Source organism: Tenacibaculum holothuriorum, assembly GCF_002120225.1.
GTDB lineage: Bacteria > Bacteroidota > Bacteroidia > Flavobacteriales > Flavobacteriaceae > Polaribacter > Polaribacter holothuriorum.
This window is the reverse complement of the sequence record NZ_LAPZ01000018.1, coordinates 16207-33833: the sequence shown is the minus strand read 5'-3', so window position 1 is coordinate 33833 and position 17627 is coordinate 16207. Positions and strand designations below refer to the sequence as shown.

Below are 17627 nucleotides of genomic sequence, written 5' to 3'. Positions count from 1 at the left end.
GCCTGCTAAAAGCAGGCTTTTTAATTCTATTATCAAGTTGATAATTACTTTTTTACTAGCTCTAATTTTTCAGCAAAATAATCGCAAAAATCGCGCATTGTGGCACTCATTTTTTGATCATCAGTAGCACGTTCAAAAGTATTCGCCATAGATACTAAAGTTTGATGAAAAAATTGCTTCATTTCATCTACAGGCATGTCTTTCGTCCATAAATCCATACGTAATGTATCTTTTTGCTTATGATCCCAAACAGATAACATAATTGCTTTAGAAGGCTCATTACTTATCCCTCCATCCTCTGCATTCCATGAAATTTGCTCAGGCACTCTATTTTCGTCTAATCCAACTTTAAATTTTATTTCTGATGTATGTACTACAGCCATTATCTTTTAGGTTTGTATTTAGATTTTTTAAATATTTCTTCGGCATTAGCCTTCATTAATTGCTGCAAAGATACATCATTATTTTGCATATAAGCACGTACAATTTGCCAACCAATATACACACCAACTTGCCCTGGAGTTTCATTATCACTTTCTAAATAAAACTTAGAAAATGGTGCCAAATCTAAAAAGCGCTTGTTCAATTTAGAATCGGTACTATACAATAAATTATTTTCTATAAAATAACGCCAAACTCCATCTTCATTATTTAAAACCCAATTATATTTTTCAGTTGAGTAACCCATTTTTTCTTTGTCAGATATATTTGGTAAATACACATCTAGTAAATACATTTTCTTTCCCGCTTCAACCATTTTTGATAAAAAAGTTCTTCCTACCGAAGGAGTAATTTGTTTTGATATAATAGCATTCGCAGCATCAACAATAATATGATCTTTAGTATTATTGATTTTTATATATTTTGGAAAGGTTCCATAAAACTCATGATCTTCACCCAAATAAACATCTAACGAAATCACCATATATTCACCATTGTAAATCAATCTATTATTATAATCTACGTTCGATAATGTGGTAATAACAACTGGAGTTTTAAAATTCGGATTATAATATGTAACATGTTGAAAAAGTTCTTCTAGTTGCTTTTCAACATCTGTAAAATCTTTATAGATTTTCTGAGTTTCTGCAAATAATTGTTGCTCATCTTTATCCTTCATTTTTCGCACCCAAACACTATCAATATTATGAGGAAACATTATAGGATATTTCTTCTTGATAGATGGAAGCGTTTTTTCTGTACCAGAATAAAAATCAACTTCAAAACGAGCTACTTTAGTTTCTATTGAAATATTAGAAACATCAACCTTGTTTTTTTCCTTCTTTTTACAAGAAAACAATGTAAGTAACACCAAAACTCCACATAAAAGACTTCGCATATTCTTTAGTATATTAGCATGAAAAATTAAGAACGTCAAAATTATTAAAATAGTTTAAAATGAATACACCAAAAGTTGCAGAACATATTATTAAATGGTTGAAAGAGTATGCCGAAAATGCAAAAGTTAATGGTTTTGTTGTAGGAATTTCTGGAGGAATAGACTCAGCAGTTACTTCAACTTTATGTGCAAAAACTGGTTTACCAACTTTATGTGTAGAATTACCAATTCATCAAGCTCAAAGTCAAGTTAACAGAGCTAACGAGCATATTAAACAATTAAGAGAACGTTTTGACAATGTGAGTGAAGCTGAAGTAAATCTTACTAGCACGTTTGAAGATTTTAAAACTGTTGTACCTGAAGTTGGGTCTTCTCCTAAAGTTGATTTAGCTTTGGCTAACACAAGAGCTCGTTTGCGCATGACAACTTTATACTATTTTGCAGGGCTAAAAGGTTTATTAGTTGCTGGAACTGGTAATAAAGTAGAAGATTTTGGTGTGGGGTTCTTTACAAAATACGGTGATGGCGGTGTTGATTTAAGTCCTATTGCAGACTTAGTAAAATCAGAAGTATATGCTTTAGGTGAGTATTTAGAAGTTCCTGAATCTATTCAAAAAGCACAACCTACAGATGGTTTATTTGGTGATAGCAGAACCGATGAAGATCAAATAGGTGCTTCTTATGATGAATTAGAATGGGCTATGAAAATGCAAGACGCAGGAAAAACTGTTGATGATTTTAAAGATCGTCAACAAGAAGTATTTAAAATATATAGCAGATTAAACCGAATTAATCAGCACAAAATGGTTCCTATTCCTGTATGTGAAATACCTAAAAACTTAAAGTAAATTTGCAGAAATCATAACGCGTTTAATCTTTTGGTAAGCGCGTTTTTTTTGTCCATTAGATATTTGAAATGGTAGTAGAATCAATAGTTTTACCAACTCTAATATGTTGAGTAATTTAGCCATTTTATTATTTATTTCTTTGTTCTTTTCGATACCGAATTTACAAAAAAATCTTAATTATATCTTAAAATATGGTAAAATTTACCATTTCCTAACATTAAACGACTCTATTTAGTTTTTCAAAAATGCGTTTTTTAAGCGCTGTGTAGTTGTTTATTTCCTCTAAATCTGGAACTACATTTTCGGTTTTAATCCCTTCTAAAATCCCTTTAATTTTTAGCTCAATTAAAACTCTACGTAGGTTTAAAATTGCATCGGTAACTAACTTAGGTAAAATCTTAACGGTCTCTGTAACTGTAACCTCTTTACGTCCCCAATCACTTAACGTATATTTCTCTTCGTCCATTAAAATGGTAGTTACCATACTTGAAATTTCTGGATCGGTATTATTAATTAATTGATCTATTGAAATTTTTTCTAATTGATTTAACTGATGAATTAATTGAAAATAAATTTTCTTAAAAACTTCATTGGTAAACTCAATTTCATCTTCTTGAAGATTCAAATACATTTCATTGGCTATCAAGCTCGTGTATTCTTCTTTTTCTAACTTTGGTCTACCTTTTTCATCTTCAACTTCAATCCAATCTACAAAATCAATCTCTTTGTTTCCATAGAGCAATAGAATTCTAATTATCTCTTTTTCTAGAATAAATAATGTATCAATTTTTGGAGTAGTTTGACGTTCATTTTTAATCAACGCCATTCCTCTTTGATCTTGCTGCTCTTTTACTTCTGAAGATTTGCGAGTACTTATCGAAGTATTTCTAGCACTTTTACTTAATAACTGAGCCAATTCACTAAAAAGAACTTGCTCAGAAATATCCATAATTCTTGCACACTCTTGTACATAAACTTCTCGTTGAATGCCATCTGGAATTTTAGAAATACTAGTAACAATATCACGAATTAACCCTGCTTTTTTTACAGGATCATTGCTCGCTTCTTGCATTAATAGCGACACCTTAAACTCTATAAAGTCTTGAGACTTTTCAGACAAGTATTCCTTTAATTCGGCAGTTGAATGTGCTTTTGCAAAACTATCAGGGTCTTCACCTTCTGGGAAAGCTACCACCTTTACATTCATTCCTTGCTCAAGAATTAAATCAATACCTCTAAGAGAAGCTCTTACACCAGCTGCATCTCCATCAAAAAGTACAGTTATATTTTTTGTTAAACGGTTTACCAAACGAATTTGATCTGGCGTTAAGGCTGTACCTGATGAGGCTACAACATTTTCAATTCCAGATTGATGAAACGAAATAACGTCTGTATATCCTTCTACCAAATAACAATTATCTTGTTTTGCTATTTCCTTTTTAGCTTGATATAAACCATATAAGATTTTACTTTTGTGATAGATATCACTTTCAGGTGAGTTTAAATATTTTGCAGCTTTTTTATCGTTGGTTAAAATTCGTCCTCCAAACCCTAAGATTCTACCCGACATAGAATGGATTGGAAACATTACTCTACCTTTAAAACGATCGAACTTTTTTACTGTAGCCCCTCCTTCTTTTACAATTGTTAATCCTGTAGATTTTAAGTATTTTAAGTCGTACCCTTTAGCCAAAGCAGCCTTGGTAAAATTATCCCATTCATCTTTACAATATCCTAAATCGAACTTTTCAATAATATCTTCCCGAAAACCTCTTTCTTTAAAATATGACAACCCAATAGCTCTACCTTGCTGTGTATTTAATAAAACATCGTGAAAATATTCTTTGGCAAACTTAGACACCAAAAACATACTTTCTCTTTCATTCATTTGCTTTTTTTGTTCGTCAGTCTGTTTAGTTTCCTCTATTTCAATATTGTATTTTTTTGCCAACCAACGAATTGCTTCTGGATATGAATAATGCTCATGTTCCATTAAAAATGAAATAGCATTCCCTCCTTTTCCTGTACTAAAATCTTTCCAAATTTGTTTTACAGGAGATACCATAAATGAAGGTGATTTTTCATCTACAAACGGACTTAATCCTTTAAAATTACTTCCTGCTTTTTTTAACTGAACAAACTCACCAATTACCTCCTCTACTCTAGCGGTTTCAAAAACTTTATCTATGGTTTGTTGTGTAATCATTTATGGTAAAAAATTGGGCGCAAATATACTATTAAGCGTATAATTTTAGTTATTTGACGTCCTTATTTTAAATAATTTGATAAGAAGATATAAATATATAAATTTGACACAAATTATCCCTTATAAATGAGAACACTTATATATTTTGGAATTGCTGTTGGTTTGAGTTTAAATTCTTATGCACAAGGTACAATTAGAATTCCAGATATTGGGCTTGAAGAAGCTCTTATCGATTTAAAAATAGACACTAATGGATTGAATGGAAATATTTTGGTAACAGATGCAGAATATGTTGTAAACCTTAATATTAGTGAACCATTAACTAACAAAAAATTACCTAACGTACATTCAAAAATTAAAGATTTATCGGGTATTGAATACTTTCCTAACCTAACAAGATTAGATTGTAGTGGTAATGAGATTAGTAAGATGAATCTTTCTCGTAGTTTTAAACTTACTTTTTTAAACTGTAGCGACAATAAACTAGAAAGTATTGATGTTAGTAACAGCCCCGATTTAAGAGCTTTAAATTGCGATTACAACAAACTAACTTCCTTAAAATTAGGAGAAAAAACTGCTTTAAGAGATTTGTATTGTAACAACAATCAACTTACTTCATTAAATCTTAAAGGATGTTCTGTTCTTGAAAATTTAGATGCAAGTGGTAATCGTTTAGCTAAAATTATTGTAAACCCGCAATCTTACACTAAAAATAAAGATGCTTGGTATAAAGATGCTGCTACGGTATATACTGATAATGAAAATTTAGTACCTGTTGTTGAGGAAACAAAAACTATAACTACTACAGTAGTTAAGAACACACCTCAACCTACAACGACTACTTCGGTGGTAAACAATACACAGCCTCAAGAATCTACTTCTAACTATTTTGAAAAGTTTCAACTTTCGGTAGCAAACGAGTATGATAAATTAGTGTTAGCTCCAAATCATTTAAAAAACAAGAAAGATATTATTCAACAAAAATACAAGTTGAATCCGAATGACTTAAATGAGTGGATTAACAAATACGCAAGCTTTAAAAGAGCTAGCAATACTTCGAATAATTTCGGGTCACCTCAGAAAAACTCAGTTATTTTTTATAATAAGTTTAAAAAATTAGCTGTCGACGAATATGAAAAAGCAGTATTAAATTCAGCTTATCTGCAAAGTAAAAAGCAAGAGATTATAAAAAAATACAATATTAAACCTACCGAGTTTACACAATGGATTTCTGAACTAGGAACTCCTACCCTTAAAGCTAGGACACAAACTAGTGAAGACGCTGCTAGTTATTATGATAAGTTTAAGCAATCTGTAGTTAAAGAATATGAGAATTTAGTTTTAAACGCAAACCATTTAAGCGATATAAAAACGCAACTACAGAAAAAATATAATATTACATCTACGCAACTTAGCGATTGGATTCGTAAAAACAGTAAAGTTAAATCTCTTTTATAAGAGGTTTCTTTTTCAAATAAAAAAGCTCAACTTATTCAGTTGAGCTTTTTTATTATCTATTAATCCTTACTTAAGATGCAGCTTTTAACTTGTTTAACGCTGTTTTGGTAAGTTTAGCTTCTGCATATTCTTTTGTTACTACAAACTCTTTTACATCAGAACTTGGCAACTCAAACATTGCATCTGTTAAAATTGCTTCACATAACGAACGTAATCCACGAGCACCTAACTTATACTCTACTGCTTTGTCTACAACATACTCTAAAGCTTCTTCAGTCATTGTAAACTCAACTCCGTCCATTCCAAACAACTTTGTATATTGTTTAATGATTGAGTTTTTAGGCTCAGTTAAAATAGCTCTTAATGTTTTAGCATCTAACGGATTCATATAACTCAACACTGGTAAACGACCAATAATTTCAGGAATTAATCCAAACGATTTTAAATCAGATGGAATAATATACTGTAGCAAGTTATCTTCATCAATCTTATCTTCATCTATCGATGCACTATACCCTACTGCTTGCATGTTTAAACGCTTACTAATAATTCTATCAATTCCAGAAAAAGCTCCTCCGGCAATGAATAAAATATCTTTTGTATTTACTTCGATAAACTTTTGCTCAGGGTGTTTTCTTCCTCCTTTAGGCGCTACATTTACTACAGCTCCTTCTAATAATTTTAATAAAGCTTGTTGAACTCCTTCCCCAGAAACATCCCTTGTAATAGAAGGATTATCTCCTTTACGAGCAATTTTATCTATTTCATCAATAAAAACTATACCTCTTTCTGCTTTCTCTACATCGTAATCAGCAGCTTGTAATAATCTACTTAAGATGCTTTCTACATCTTCACCAACGTACCCTGCTTGTGTTAATACAGTAGCATCTACAATAGAGAATGGTACATTTAACATTTTAGCAATGGTACGAGCCACTAATGTTTTACCTGTACCTGTTTCTCCTACCAATACAATGTTCGATTTTTCAATCTCTACTTCATCATCATTTGTAGTTTGCAACAATCTTTTATAGTGATTGTATACCGCAACAGACATTGCTTTTTTGGTTTGATTTTGCCCAATAATGTATTCATCTAAAAAAGCTTTGATTTCTGTTGGCTTTTTTAATGTTAAGTCGTTAGACAAACTACTTGTTTTAGCTTCAGCTATTTCTTCTTCTACAATTCCGTGAGCTTGTTCGATACATTTATCGCAAATATGTGCATCTAAACCAGCGATTAATAAATCAGTCTCAGGTTTTTTACGCCCACAAAACGAACACTGTAAGTTTTCTTCTTTCGACATTATGTTTGCTTTTTGCTAAAGTCATTGCTTAAAAGAGGAGCGATTTTTTATCAAGAGATTGCTTCGCTATGCTCGCAATGACAAGTGTTTTTATTTTCTAGTTAAAATTTCATCAATCATTCCGTATTCTTTAGCTTCTTCAGCTTTCATCCAATAATCACGGTCTGAATCATTGTGAACTTTATCGAATGGTTGCCCAGAATGATGAGAAATAATATTGTAAAGTTCTTTCTTTAACTTTCCTATTTCTTTAACAGTAATTTCCATATCTGATGCTTGTCCTTGAGCTCCACCTAATGGTTGGTGAATCATAATACGTGAGTGAGGCAATGCAGAACGCTTTCCTTTTTCACCAGCACACATTAATACTGCTCCCATAGAAGCCGCCATACCTGTACAAATTGTTGCTACATCTGGTTTAATAAACTGCATAGTATCATAAATACCTAAACCTGCATATACGCCACCACCTGGAGAATTGATGTAGATTGAAATATCTTTTGTAGCATCTACACTTTCTAAGAACAATAATTGCGCTTGAATTACATTTGCTACCTGATCGTTAATTCCTGTTCCTAAGAAAATAATACGATCCATCATTAAACGTGAGAAAACATCCATTTGCGTGATGTTTAACTGACGCTCTTCCATGATATATGGTGTTAAACTACTTGTGATTTTATTATAGTAAGTACTGCTAATTCCGTGATGTTTAGTAGCGTACTTTTCAAATTCTTTCCCGTAATCCATTTAAAAAATGTTTTAAGTTTATAAAGATGTAAATATAAGAACTATTTTGTTGATGTAAAGGGCTAAAAAAACCTGAGCTTTACACTCAGGTTTTAAATATTTGTTAAATCGTAAACGATTATTTTTCTACGTTGTAAACTTCTTTGATAAAGTCTTCGTAAGAAACTTCTTTAGCATCAAACTTTAAGTTTTCTTTATAGAAAGCTAATAATTTTTGAGCTACTAATTGTTCTTGTAAACGACGTGCTTCGTCTTGATTAGATAATACTCTACCAGCGATATCTTCTAATTCTTTTTCTTCTGGATTCATATTACCAAATTGAGCCATTTGCGAACGGATAAATCCTTTTGCATAGTCTACTAACTCAGCATAATCGATTTTGATATCGTTATCTTTCATAATCTTTCCTTCGATTAATTGATAACGTAATCCTTTTTCAGACTTTTCGTACTCAGCAACTGCTTCTTCTTCTGTTAATTGTTTTTCTCCTGCAGTTTGTAACCACTTTTGTAAAAACTCTTTTGGTAAGTCAAATTTAGTTTCTTCAACTAAATGCTCAGTTACAGCGTTTAATAATTGTTGATCTGCTTGTTGTTGGAATTGCTTTTCTGCGTCTTCTTTAATTTTTCCTTTTAAATCAGTAACAGTTTTTACACTTCCATCAGCAAATAACTTATCGAATAATTCTTGATCTAATTCTGCTGGTTCTGTTTTAGTAATTTCCTCTACAGTTAAAGTTACTTTAACATCTAAATCGTGTGCCTCATCGTGAGAAACACCTAAAACAGTTTGTAATTTATGATCGTCTTCGAATAATTTTTTAGTATCTAATTCGATAACATCTCCAGCTTTAGCTCCGATTACTTTCTTTTCGTTTTTCTTTCCTTTTAAATCGTTTACTAAGAAAGTAGATTTTTTATTAATTCCCTTTTCTTCGTTTACGAAAGTACCAGTTACATTAGAATGCTCTGTAGCTTCTTCTAAAGAACTCATTTTACCGTAACGAGTTTGAATGTTTTCTACTTCTTTTTCGATCAATTCATCTGTAGCAACGATGTTGTATTGCTTTACTTTTTTCTTAGATTTTAAGTTTACGTCGAACTCAGGAGCTAATCCTAATTCGAATTCAAAAGAAAAAGTTTCAGCATCCCAATTAAAATCGTCTTGCGCTTTAGGTAATGGATTTCCTAAGATATCTAACTTTTCTTCTACTAAAAACTTGTTTAATGATTCTTGTAAAAGTTTATTAACTTCATCAATCATTACTGCTTTACCGTATTGCTTTTTTACCATTCCCATCGGTACATTACCTTTTCTAAAACCAGGAATGTTAGCTGTTTTACGGTAGTCGTTTAATACTTTAGTTACTTTGTCTTTATAATCGTCTGCAACTATATCAACTTTTACAACTGCATTTAATGCATCTATACTTTCTTTAGTAATATTCATCTTTAATTATATGCTTAAAAAATCGGGTGCAAAATTACTATTTTTTATTTATCCGACAAAAGGTTTAACTAATTCGTTTTCAGATATTGAGCTTTTTTTAACACCGTAATAAATTATTTTGACTTTTCTTCTTTTAACAAACTGAATAATAACGATCTAAATATTGACAGTAACACACTGAAAAGTAGTGCTGAGAAAAATCCGCTAACTACAAAACCTGCAACCAGTTTACCAGCCAATAAAATTATAATCGCATTTATTACAAATAGAAACAACCCTAGAGTTACTATAGTTGCTGGTAGTGTAAAAAACACCAACAACGGACGAACAAACATATTTAGTAACGAGATTACAACTGCAACTATTACTGCTGTTACATAATTATTAACTACAATACCTGGTAAAATGTTTGCCAAAATAACTACTGCAACTGCCGTTAATAAGAGTTTTAAGAATATTTTCATTTTGAAATAATTTTATTTTGAAAGAGCGATAACCATACCAAATTGAAAAACAGGAAATTTTGGCAGATTTTATTCTTATCTTACAAGATAAAAACAGTAATTTAAGCAAAAAAATGAATAAAAGATTAAGATTTATTATTTTTATAATAGTTATGCTTCTGGTTGCTGGTATACTTATGTATGGAAACTCTCAATCGAAAGTAAAAATTTCTGATAACAAAGTGATAATCTTTGGAATGTATGGTTTAGAGTTACCTATTTCTAACATTGAAAACATTCAACTATCAGATACAATTCCAGAAATCATAACAAAAACCAACGGATTCAATTCTGGAAATGTTAAAAAAGGATATTTTGACCTTAAGTACTTTGGAGAATCTCATCTTTTAATCAATTCAGGAAACCCTCCTTACTTAATAATCTCTGCAAAAAATGCAAAAAAGGTTATATTAAATCTAGAAAATGCAAAAGAAACTAAAAGGCTTTTTAATGAGATTAAAAAACAACTATCTCTTTAAAAACTCAACAACTTCTCTATAAAAATCTTTAGGATTTTCTGCATGTAGCCAATGCCCTGCGTTGGTTATTGTTTTTATTTCTGCTTTTGGAAAATGCGCTAAAATTAACGAGTCATCTTCTTTAGTTATATATCCAGAATTTGCTCCTCTTAAAAACAACGTCTCTCCTTCGTAAATTGTAAATGATGGCAATGCTACACCTACTTCGTTATTATTTTCAGTTAATGATTTTAAGTTAAATCGATAGGCTAACATTCCTTTTTCTTTCCAGTATAAACTTTTAGTCAAGAAACCTCTCACTCCTATTTCTGGAATTAATTCAGCTAATTTTTCATCAACTAACTTTCTTGAGTTTTGCACTGAAAAATCTACAGAATTTAACGCTGCTAAAATTTCGTTATGATGTGGCGGATACATTCTCGGAGAAATATCGGCAACTATTAACTTTTCTACTAAATCTTCATACTCTGTAGCAAAAAGCATTACGGTTTTACCACCCATAGAATGTCCTAGAAGAATTACTTTTTCAAGATTATGATGCTCTATATAATTATGCAAATCTTCAACCATTAACTCATAATCAAACTCATCGGAATGAAAACTACGACCATGGTTTCGTTGATCTATTAAATGTACTTCAAACCCGTCTTCAGCAAATTTATTAGCATGAGTTTTCCAATTATCTCCCATACCAAAATATCCGTGAAGGATTAACAAAGGCTGCCCTTCTCCTATAATTCTTGAATGTAAAATTTGCATGATTATTTCAATCTATCTAAATACATATTTACAACATTCTGAAGTCCTAGATAAATACTTTCAGAAATTAATGCATGCCCAATAGACACCTCTGCTAAATTCGGAATGCTTTGCTTAAAAAACTTGATATTATCTAAACTTAAATCATGTCCAGCATTAATTCCTAACCCTAATTCATGTGCCAATACCGCAGCATCTGCATACACTTTTACAGCTTCTTTATTTCCTTTTTCAAATTGTGTAGCAAATTCTTCAGTATATAATTCAATTCTATCTGCTCCTGTTTTTGCAGCAGCTTCAATCAACTTTAAATCGGTATCAATAAAAATTGACGTTCTAATTCCTGCATTTTTAAACTCAGCAATTACTTCTTGTAAATACGATTGGTGTTTAATAGTATCCCAACCTGCATTAGACGTTAACTGATCTACACTATCTGGAACCAAGGTTACCTGAGTTGGTTTTACATCTAACACCAATTGCATAAATTTATCAATCGGGTTTCCTTCAATATTATATTCCGTAGTAACAATTGGTTTTAAATCATATGCATCTTGGTAACGAATATGACGCTCATCGGGTCTTGGATGAATCGTTATTCCTTCAGCTCCAAACTCCTGTATATCTTGCGCTACTTGCAATAAATTTGGCACATTACCTCCTCTTGAATTTCGTAATGTGGCTATTTTATTAATATTTACACTTAATTTTGTCATCTATGTAAAATTAGACTGCAAAGGTAACGCATTCCAACATTTTAAACTATATTCGTAGTAATGAATATCAACGATTATATACTTAATGAAATTAAAGAACTTACTTTAGACCACACTGTAAAGTGTGCTCAAAAAGTATGTAAAGATTTACCAATTACACACATTCCTGTTGTTGAAAACGGAAAACTAATTGGATGTTTACCAGAAAGTGATATTCAAACTATTGAAAATAAAAATAGAGAACTTAGAGAATATTCTTATTTACTAGATCATTTTTACACCAACGAAAAAGCCACATTACTAGATTTAATCACCTTATTTGCTGATAATGACTGTAACCTAATTCCTGTTTTAAACAAAGAGATGAATTATATTGGTTATTATGAATTGGGAGATATTTTAGATGCTTTTGCCGATAGTCCTTTTTTACATAACGAAAGTGAAACGTTTATCGTTGAAAAGAATAAAACAGAATATTCTATGAGTGAAGTTTCTCAAATTGTAGAAGCTAACAACGCTCGTTTATTAGGTGCTTACATTTCTTCTGAAAGTATGGATACTGTTCAACTTACATTAAAAGTTACTACTGAAGAAGCCAACGAGATTATCCAAACTTTTAGAAGGTACAACTACAATGTAATTACACAACACGAAGACGATTCTTATTTAGAAGAGTTAAAAGAAAGAGCCGAATACTTACGTAAGTATTTAGACATGTAACCTACCTTTACCAACAAAAACAATTAAACGTGAAAAAAGTAGCCATTTACGGTCAATCCTATACAATTACCGCTGAGAAAGAAATAAATATCTTACTCGAAATTTTAGAAGAAAACACTATTGAAGTTTTATTTGAAAAGGAATTTTACAACCTTTTACTTGAAAACAATTCGCTTTCTAAGACTTATGATACATTTTCTCATTTTAACGATCTTTCTTCTGAAATTGATGTAATGTTTACTATAGGTGGAGATGGTACTATTTTACGTGCTGTTACTTTTATTAGAAATTTAGACATTCCTGTAATAGGAATTAACACTGGACGTTTAGGTTTTTTAGCTACTGTACAAAAAGATCAAATTAAAGAAGCTGTAAACGCTGTTTTAAATAAAGAATATACAATTCAAGAACGATCTTTACTACAAATTACAACAACTCCTTCTACCGAAGAATTTTCTGAACTCAATTTTGCTTTAAATGAAATTACCATTGCTAGAAGAAACACTACTTCTATGATTGGTGTTAAAACGTATTTAAATGGTGAATACCTTACCAATTACTGGGCAGACGGATTAATTATTGCAACTCCAACAGGATCTACAGGATATTCTTTAAGTTGTGAAGGACCTGTAGTTTTACCAAATTCAAAAAGTTTTGTAATTACTCCGATAGCTCCTCACAATTTAAATGCAAGACCTATGGTTATTCCTGACGAAACTACCATAGAACTTGAAGTAAGTGCAAGAGAAAAAGATTATTTAATTTCGTTAGATTCAAGAATTACTACAGCTACTCAAAAGACTAAAATTAAAATAGAAAAAGCGTCATTTACCATTAAAAGTGTTTTATTAAAAAATCAATCTTACCTAAAAACACTACGCGGAAAACTATTATGGGGAGAAGATACTAGGAATGAATCTATGTAGCATAACACTACAATATTTCTTTAAAAAATCAGTTAATCAAAAAGACAGATTATTAACTTTTTAAAGCAAATTCAAATCCCTATATTTGCACGCTATTTTAACAATGAGAGCATTTTTTGTATTCATATCACTAATTGGTAGTTTAACGCTAGCTAAGGCTCAATCTCACGAGATTGGAGTTTTTTTAGGCGGCTCTAATTATGTCGGTGACATTGGTCGAACCAATTACATATACCCTAACAAATTTGCTGGAGGAATTGTTTATAAATACAACCTAAATCCAAGAATTGCTCTTAGAGGAAATTATAATTACCTACCTATTTCAGGTGACAATAGAAATGCAGAAAATCCTTTTAGACAAACTCCTAACAATATAGTTAGACGTTTTACTAATACAATTCATGAATTTGCTGCTGGAGTAGAATTCAATTTTTACGAATATAATATAAGTGATTACAGGACGACTTTTACACCATATATACTAGCGCAATTTGCTGCTATAAATTACAAAAGTCCTGTTCGTTTCATATCGCCTAATTCTATAGAGCTAGCAAATAGGTTTTCGTTTGCTATTCCTTTAGGAATCGGTATTAAGGGGCGTTTAGATGATAATTTAGCTTTTGCTTTAGAATCATCTGCTCGAATTACTTTTGTAGACGATTTAGATTATACAACTACAAAAATCCCTATTATAAATAATGTAGGAAATGGAAATGACTGGTATTTTTTCACAGGTTTATCAATTGTTTATACCTTTGGAAGACCGCCATGTTATAATGGATTAACAGATTAAAAATAAATGGGAGAATTATTACAAGGCATTAATTTACAAAACGTACCTAACCACATAGCTATTATTATGGATGGTAATGGTCGTTGGGCAAAAGGTAAAGGAATGCAGCGTGTATTTGGTCATAAAAACGCATTAACCGCAGTAAGAGAAGCAGTTGCAGGAGCGTCTGATATAGGAGCAAAATTCATAACACTTTATGCTTTTTCTACTGAAAATTGGAATCGTCCAAAGTTAGAAGTAGATGCTTTAATGAGTCTTTTAGTATCTTCTTTAAAAAAAGAACTTCCTGGGTTTCAAGAAAACGGAATCAAAATCAACAGCATTGGTAATACTGAACAGCTTCCAAAAAAAGCACAAAAAGTTTTAGCTGAAGTAATCGATGCTACTAAAGACAACACAACAATAACATTAACCTTTGCTTTAAGCTATGGAGCACGTGAAGAAATTGTTAATGCTATTAAAAACATATCTAAAAAAGTTGTTAATAATGAATTAGATATTGAAAAAATTAACGAGAAAATTATAAATAATCATTTATATACGTTTAATTTGCCCGACGTTGATTTAATGATACGTACAAGCGGCGAACAAAGAATTAGTAATTTCTTGCTTTGGCAAATGGCATATGCCGAATTATACTTTACAGAAGTATTATGGCCAGACTTTAGAAGAGAACATCTTTTTGAAGCAATTATTAATTACCAAAATAGGGAAAGAAGATTTGGAAAAACAAGTGAACAGGTTACAGAAAATGAATAAGTTTTCATATTTAATCGTATTAATTACTGCATTTATATTCGCAATTAATACACAAGCACAAAGCACAACTCCAAAAGATAGTACGGCAGTTAATGGTAAAATTTCGTACGAAAAGGGGAAAGAATACATTTTAGGAGGAATTACTGTAACTGGTTTACGTAAGTTTAGCGAACAAACTGTAAGAGTTTATACGGGTTTGGTCAACGGGCAATTAATTAAATTACCTGGAGACAAACTGACTAGTGCAATAAAGAAACTATACGAAAGCAAACAATTTAGTCAAGTAGATGTTTATTTATCTAAAATAGACGGCAACACTGTTTACCTATTGTTTGATGTTATAGAATTACCACAACTTACCGATGTAACTATAAAAGGTGTTAGTAAATCTAAAGCTAAAGACTTAAAGAAAGAAACTGAACTTAAGAAAGGTAAAATGGTAACAGACAATTTAATTGTTACCACTCGTAACTTTATTAAGAAAAAATATACTGACAAAGGTTTCTTAAAAGCTAAAGTTACTTTAAATACTCAAAAAGACACTTCAGATATTAATACCGTTAATATGAATATCTTTATTGATAAAGGTAAGCGTATTAAAATTAAAAACATCAACTTCAAAGGAAACAAAGCCTTATCTAACGGAAAGTTAAGAGGATTAATGTCTAATACTAAAAGAAAGTTCTTTGGTCGTTTTTGGAAATCATCTAAATATATTCAAGACGATTATAAAGAAGATTTAGAAAGTATTTTAGAGAGATATAGCGAATTAGGGTATAGAGATGCTCGAATAATTTCAGATAAATTAACTTGGAATGATGACAATACAATTAATCTTGAAATCGAATTAGAAGAAGGTAATCAGTATCGTTTTGCAGAAATAAAATTTGTTGGAAATAAAAAATATACTGATGAATTTCTACACAGTTTTTTAAAAATAGATAAAGGGGATATATACAATGGCAAAGTTTTAAAAGAACGTGTTTCTGGAGATGGAACACCAACTTCTCAAGATATTCAGACTTTATACCACAATAATGGCTATTTATTTTCTCAAATTAATGCAGTAGAAACTAGAGTTAAAAACGACTCTATTACTGTTGAAATTAGAATTAGAGAAGACGAACCAGCTACTATTAAAAAAGTTACTGTAACTGGTAATGACAAAACAAACGATCATGTAATATATAGAGAATTACGTGTAAAACCAGGAGATTTATTTAGTCGTCAAAACATTATTCGTTCTATTCGTGAAATTGGTCAATTAGGTTTTTTTGATGCTAATGTAACTCCAGATGTAAAACCAAACTACCAAGACAAAACAGCTGATATTGATTTTTCTGTTGTAGAAAAAGGAGGTAGTCAAATAGAATTACAAGGTGGTTACGGTGGTGGATCATTCATTGGTACATTAGGACTTTCTTTTAACAACTTCTCTATTAGAAACATTTTTAACAAAGAAGCTTACAAGCCTTTACCAATGGGAGATGGTCAAAAACTATCTTTACGTTTACAATCTGCAAGAACTTATAGCACCTATAGTTTTTCGTTTACAGAACCATGGTTAGGTGGTAAAACTCCACAATCTTTATCGGCTTCACTATATTTTTCAAATCAATATCGTTTTAACTTCCAGACAAATACTGTAGATAGAGATCAAAGCTTAAGTATTATTGGAGCATCTATAGGTTTAGGAAAGCGTTTAAAATGGCCTGATGATTATTTCACGTTATCCCAAAACATTAGTTATCAAAGAATCGAATTACAAGATTACCAATATAGAGTTGGATCTTCTAACGACATATTAAGTAAAGGAAATCTAAATAATCTAGCTTATACAGTTGCTTTGAGTAGAAACTCAGCAGGACCTAGTTTAATATTCCCAACTTATGGTTCAGAGTTTACTATTAGAGCTAAAGCTACCTTACCATATTCTTTATTAAACGGTAAAAGTTTTGACGAACCAGATAATCCTACAAATGAGCAAAGAAATGATTATTTAGCAGATAAATATAAATGGTTAGAATACTATAAACTATCGGCTAAAGGTAAATGGTATACTCAATTGGCAAATAAACTTGTCTTAATGTCTAATTTTGAAGTTGGATATTTAGGATCATATAATAACGAATTAGGATTAACCCCTGTAGAAAGATTCTTCGTTGGTGGTGATGGAATTGCTCAAGGACAGTTAGACGGTCGTGAAGTAATAGGTTTAAGAGGGTATGAAAACAACCGTTTATCATCTATTGATGGTGGATCTATTTACAACAAATTCCAATTAGAATTACGTTATTCTATTACTGATAAGCCTTCAGCATCTATTTATACTTTAGGATTTTTAGAAGCAGGTAATTCTTATGACAATTTTAGTGAATATAACCCGTTTAACTTAAAGCGTTCAGCTGGATTAGGTATTCGTATATTTATGCCTGCATTTGGTTTATTAGGTATTGATTTTGCTCATGGGTTTGACCCATTACCAGGAGATCAATCTCTTAACCCAACAAAATCTGGTTGGCAAACACATTTTATAATTGGAAGACAGTTTTAAAACCATACATTTGTAATGTGTCTGGTTTTTTGGCACGGTTTTTTCTAAACACATTATACAA

At 31.0% G+C, this 17627-nt stretch carries 17 protein-coding genes; 8 read left to right on the top strand and 9 right to left on the bottom strand.

The features are described 5' to 3' along the window. Positions 1-44 precede the first annotated feature (44 nt). Both gldC and gldB read right to left on the bottom strand, forming a co-directional pair. Positions 45-383, bottom strand: a complete 339-nt coding sequence (gene gldC, locus WH52_RS14450) for a gliding motility protein GldC (RefSeq protein WP_086031681.1) — start codon at positions 381-383, stop codon at positions 45-47. After that, on the bottom strand, positions 383-1339 hold the full coding sequence (gene gldB / locus WH52_RS14445) for a gliding motility lipoprotein GldB (RefSeq protein ID WP_086031680.1): 957 nt from the start codon (positions 1337-1339) through the stop codon (positions 383-385). Before gldB ends, gldC begins: the two co-directional genes overlap by 1 nt. Before the next feature lie 59 nt (positions 1340-1398). Between gldB and nadE the strand changes: the two genes are divergently transcribed. Further along, on the top strand, positions 1399-2187 hold the full coding sequence (gene nadE / locus WH52_RS14440) for an NAD(+) synthase (protein WP_086031679.1): 789 nt from the start codon (positions 1399-1401) through the stop codon (positions 2185-2187). Between the two features lie 217 nt (positions 2188-2404). Here the strand turns inward: nadE and dnaG are convergent, their stop codons facing one another. Then, the gene (gene dnaG, locus WH52_RS14435; protein WP_086031678.1) at positions 2405-4393 is read right to left on the bottom strand and encodes a DNA primase; all 1989 of its coding nucleotides are present in this window, start codon (positions 4391-4393) and stop codon (positions 2405-2407) included. Between the two features lie 126 nt (positions 4394-4519). Here dnaG and WH52_RS14430 point away from each other — a divergent pair, with 126 nt between their 5' ends. Then, positions 4520-5851, top strand: a complete 1332-nt coding sequence (locus WH52_RS14430) for a leucine-rich repeat domain-containing protein (RefSeq protein ID WP_086031677.1) — start codon at positions 4520-4522, stop codon at positions 5849-5851. Between the two features lie 70 nt (positions 5852-5921). On the opposite strand, the gene clpX is transcribed toward WH52_RS14430, so the two are convergent. The 4 genes from clpX to WH52_RS14410 form a co-directional block, all read right to left on the bottom strand. Continuing rightward, positions 5922-7157: an ATP-dependent Clp protease ATP-binding subunit ClpX gene (gene clpX, locus WH52_RS14425; protein WP_086031676.1), complete on the bottom strand. Its 1236-nt coding sequence runs from the start codon at positions 7155-7157 to the stop codon at positions 5922-5924. A gap of 90 nt (positions 7158-7247) precedes the next feature. After that, a complete protein-coding gene (gene clpP / locus WH52_RS14420; RefSeq protein WP_086031675.1) occupies positions 7248-7907 on the bottom strand; it encodes an ATP-dependent Clp endopeptidase proteolytic subunit ClpP in 660 nt (219 codons plus the stop codon). Between the two features lie 118 nt (positions 7908-8025). After that, a complete protein-coding gene (tig, locus tag WH52_RS14415; RefSeq protein WP_086031674.1) occupies positions 8026-9357 on the bottom strand; it encodes a trigger factor in 1332 nt (443 codons plus the stop codon). Between the two features lie 113 nt (positions 9358-9470). After that, positions 9471-9821 (bottom strand): phage holin family protein, encoded by a 351-nt coding sequence (locus tag WH52_RS14410; RefSeq protein ID WP_086031673.1) that lies wholly within the window; start codon positions 9819-9821, stop codon positions 9471-9473. 113 nt (positions 9822-9934) lie between these two features. On the opposite strand from WH52_RS14410, the gene WH52_RS14405 reads away from it, so the two are divergent. Continuing rightward, positions 9935-10339, top strand: coding sequence for a hypothetical protein (locus WH52_RS14405; protein WP_143592199.1), 405 nt, complete (start codon positions 9935-9937; stop codon positions 10337-10339). On the opposite strand, the gene WH52_RS14400 is transcribed toward WH52_RS14405, so the two are convergent. Together WH52_RS14400 and WH52_RS14395 are read right to left on the bottom strand one after the other, a co-directional pair. Next, a complete protein-coding gene (locus WH52_RS14400) occupies positions 10328-11098 on the bottom strand; it encodes an alpha/beta fold hydrolase (protein ID WP_086031671.1) in 771 nt (256 codons plus the stop codon). The genes WH52_RS14405 and WH52_RS14400 overlap by 12 nt on opposite strands. Positions 11099-11100: 2 nt before the next feature. Next, complete coding sequence (locus WH52_RS14395) at positions 11101-11814, bottom strand: pyridoxine 5'-phosphate synthase (RefSeq protein WP_086031670.1); 714 nt, start codon at positions 11812-11814, stop codon at positions 11101-11103. 60 nt (positions 11815-11874) lie between these two features. Here WH52_RS14395 and WH52_RS14390 point away from each other — a divergent pair, with 60 nt between their 5' ends. The 5 genes from WH52_RS14390 to bamA all read left to right on the top strand — a co-directional run bounded on the left by WH52_RS14390 (position 11875) and on the right by bamA (position 17566). Further along, a complete protein-coding gene (locus WH52_RS14390) occupies positions 11875-12534 on the top strand; it encodes a CBS domain-containing protein (protein ID WP_086031669.1) in 660 nt (219 codons plus the stop codon). A gap of 29 nt (positions 12535-12563) precedes the next feature. Further along, entirely contained in the window at positions 12564-13460 is an 897-nt protein-coding gene (locus WH52_RS14385) for an NAD kinase (protein WP_086031668.1), read from the top strand. 103 nt (positions 13461-13563) lie between these two features. Continuing rightward, positions 13564-14253, top strand: coding sequence for a type IX secretion system protein PorG (porG, locus tag WH52_RS14380; protein WP_086031667.1), 690 nt, complete (start codon positions 13564-13566; stop codon positions 14251-14253). A gap of 6 nt (positions 14254-14259) precedes the next feature. After that, positions 14260-15012 (top strand): isoprenyl transferase, encoded by a 753-nt coding sequence (locus WH52_RS14375; protein ID WP_086031666.1) that lies wholly within the window; start codon positions 14260-14262, stop codon positions 15010-15012. After that, positions 15005-17566 carry an outer membrane protein assembly factor BamA gene (bamA, locus tag WH52_RS14370; protein WP_086031665.1) on the top strand — a complete coding sequence of 854 codons (2562 nt, stop codon included), beginning with the start codon at positions 15005-15007 and terminating at the stop codon, positions 17564-17566. The genes WH52_RS14375 and bamA overlap by 8 nt, the downstream gene beginning before the upstream one ends. The last annotated feature ends 61 nt before the right edge of the window (positions 17567-17627 follow it).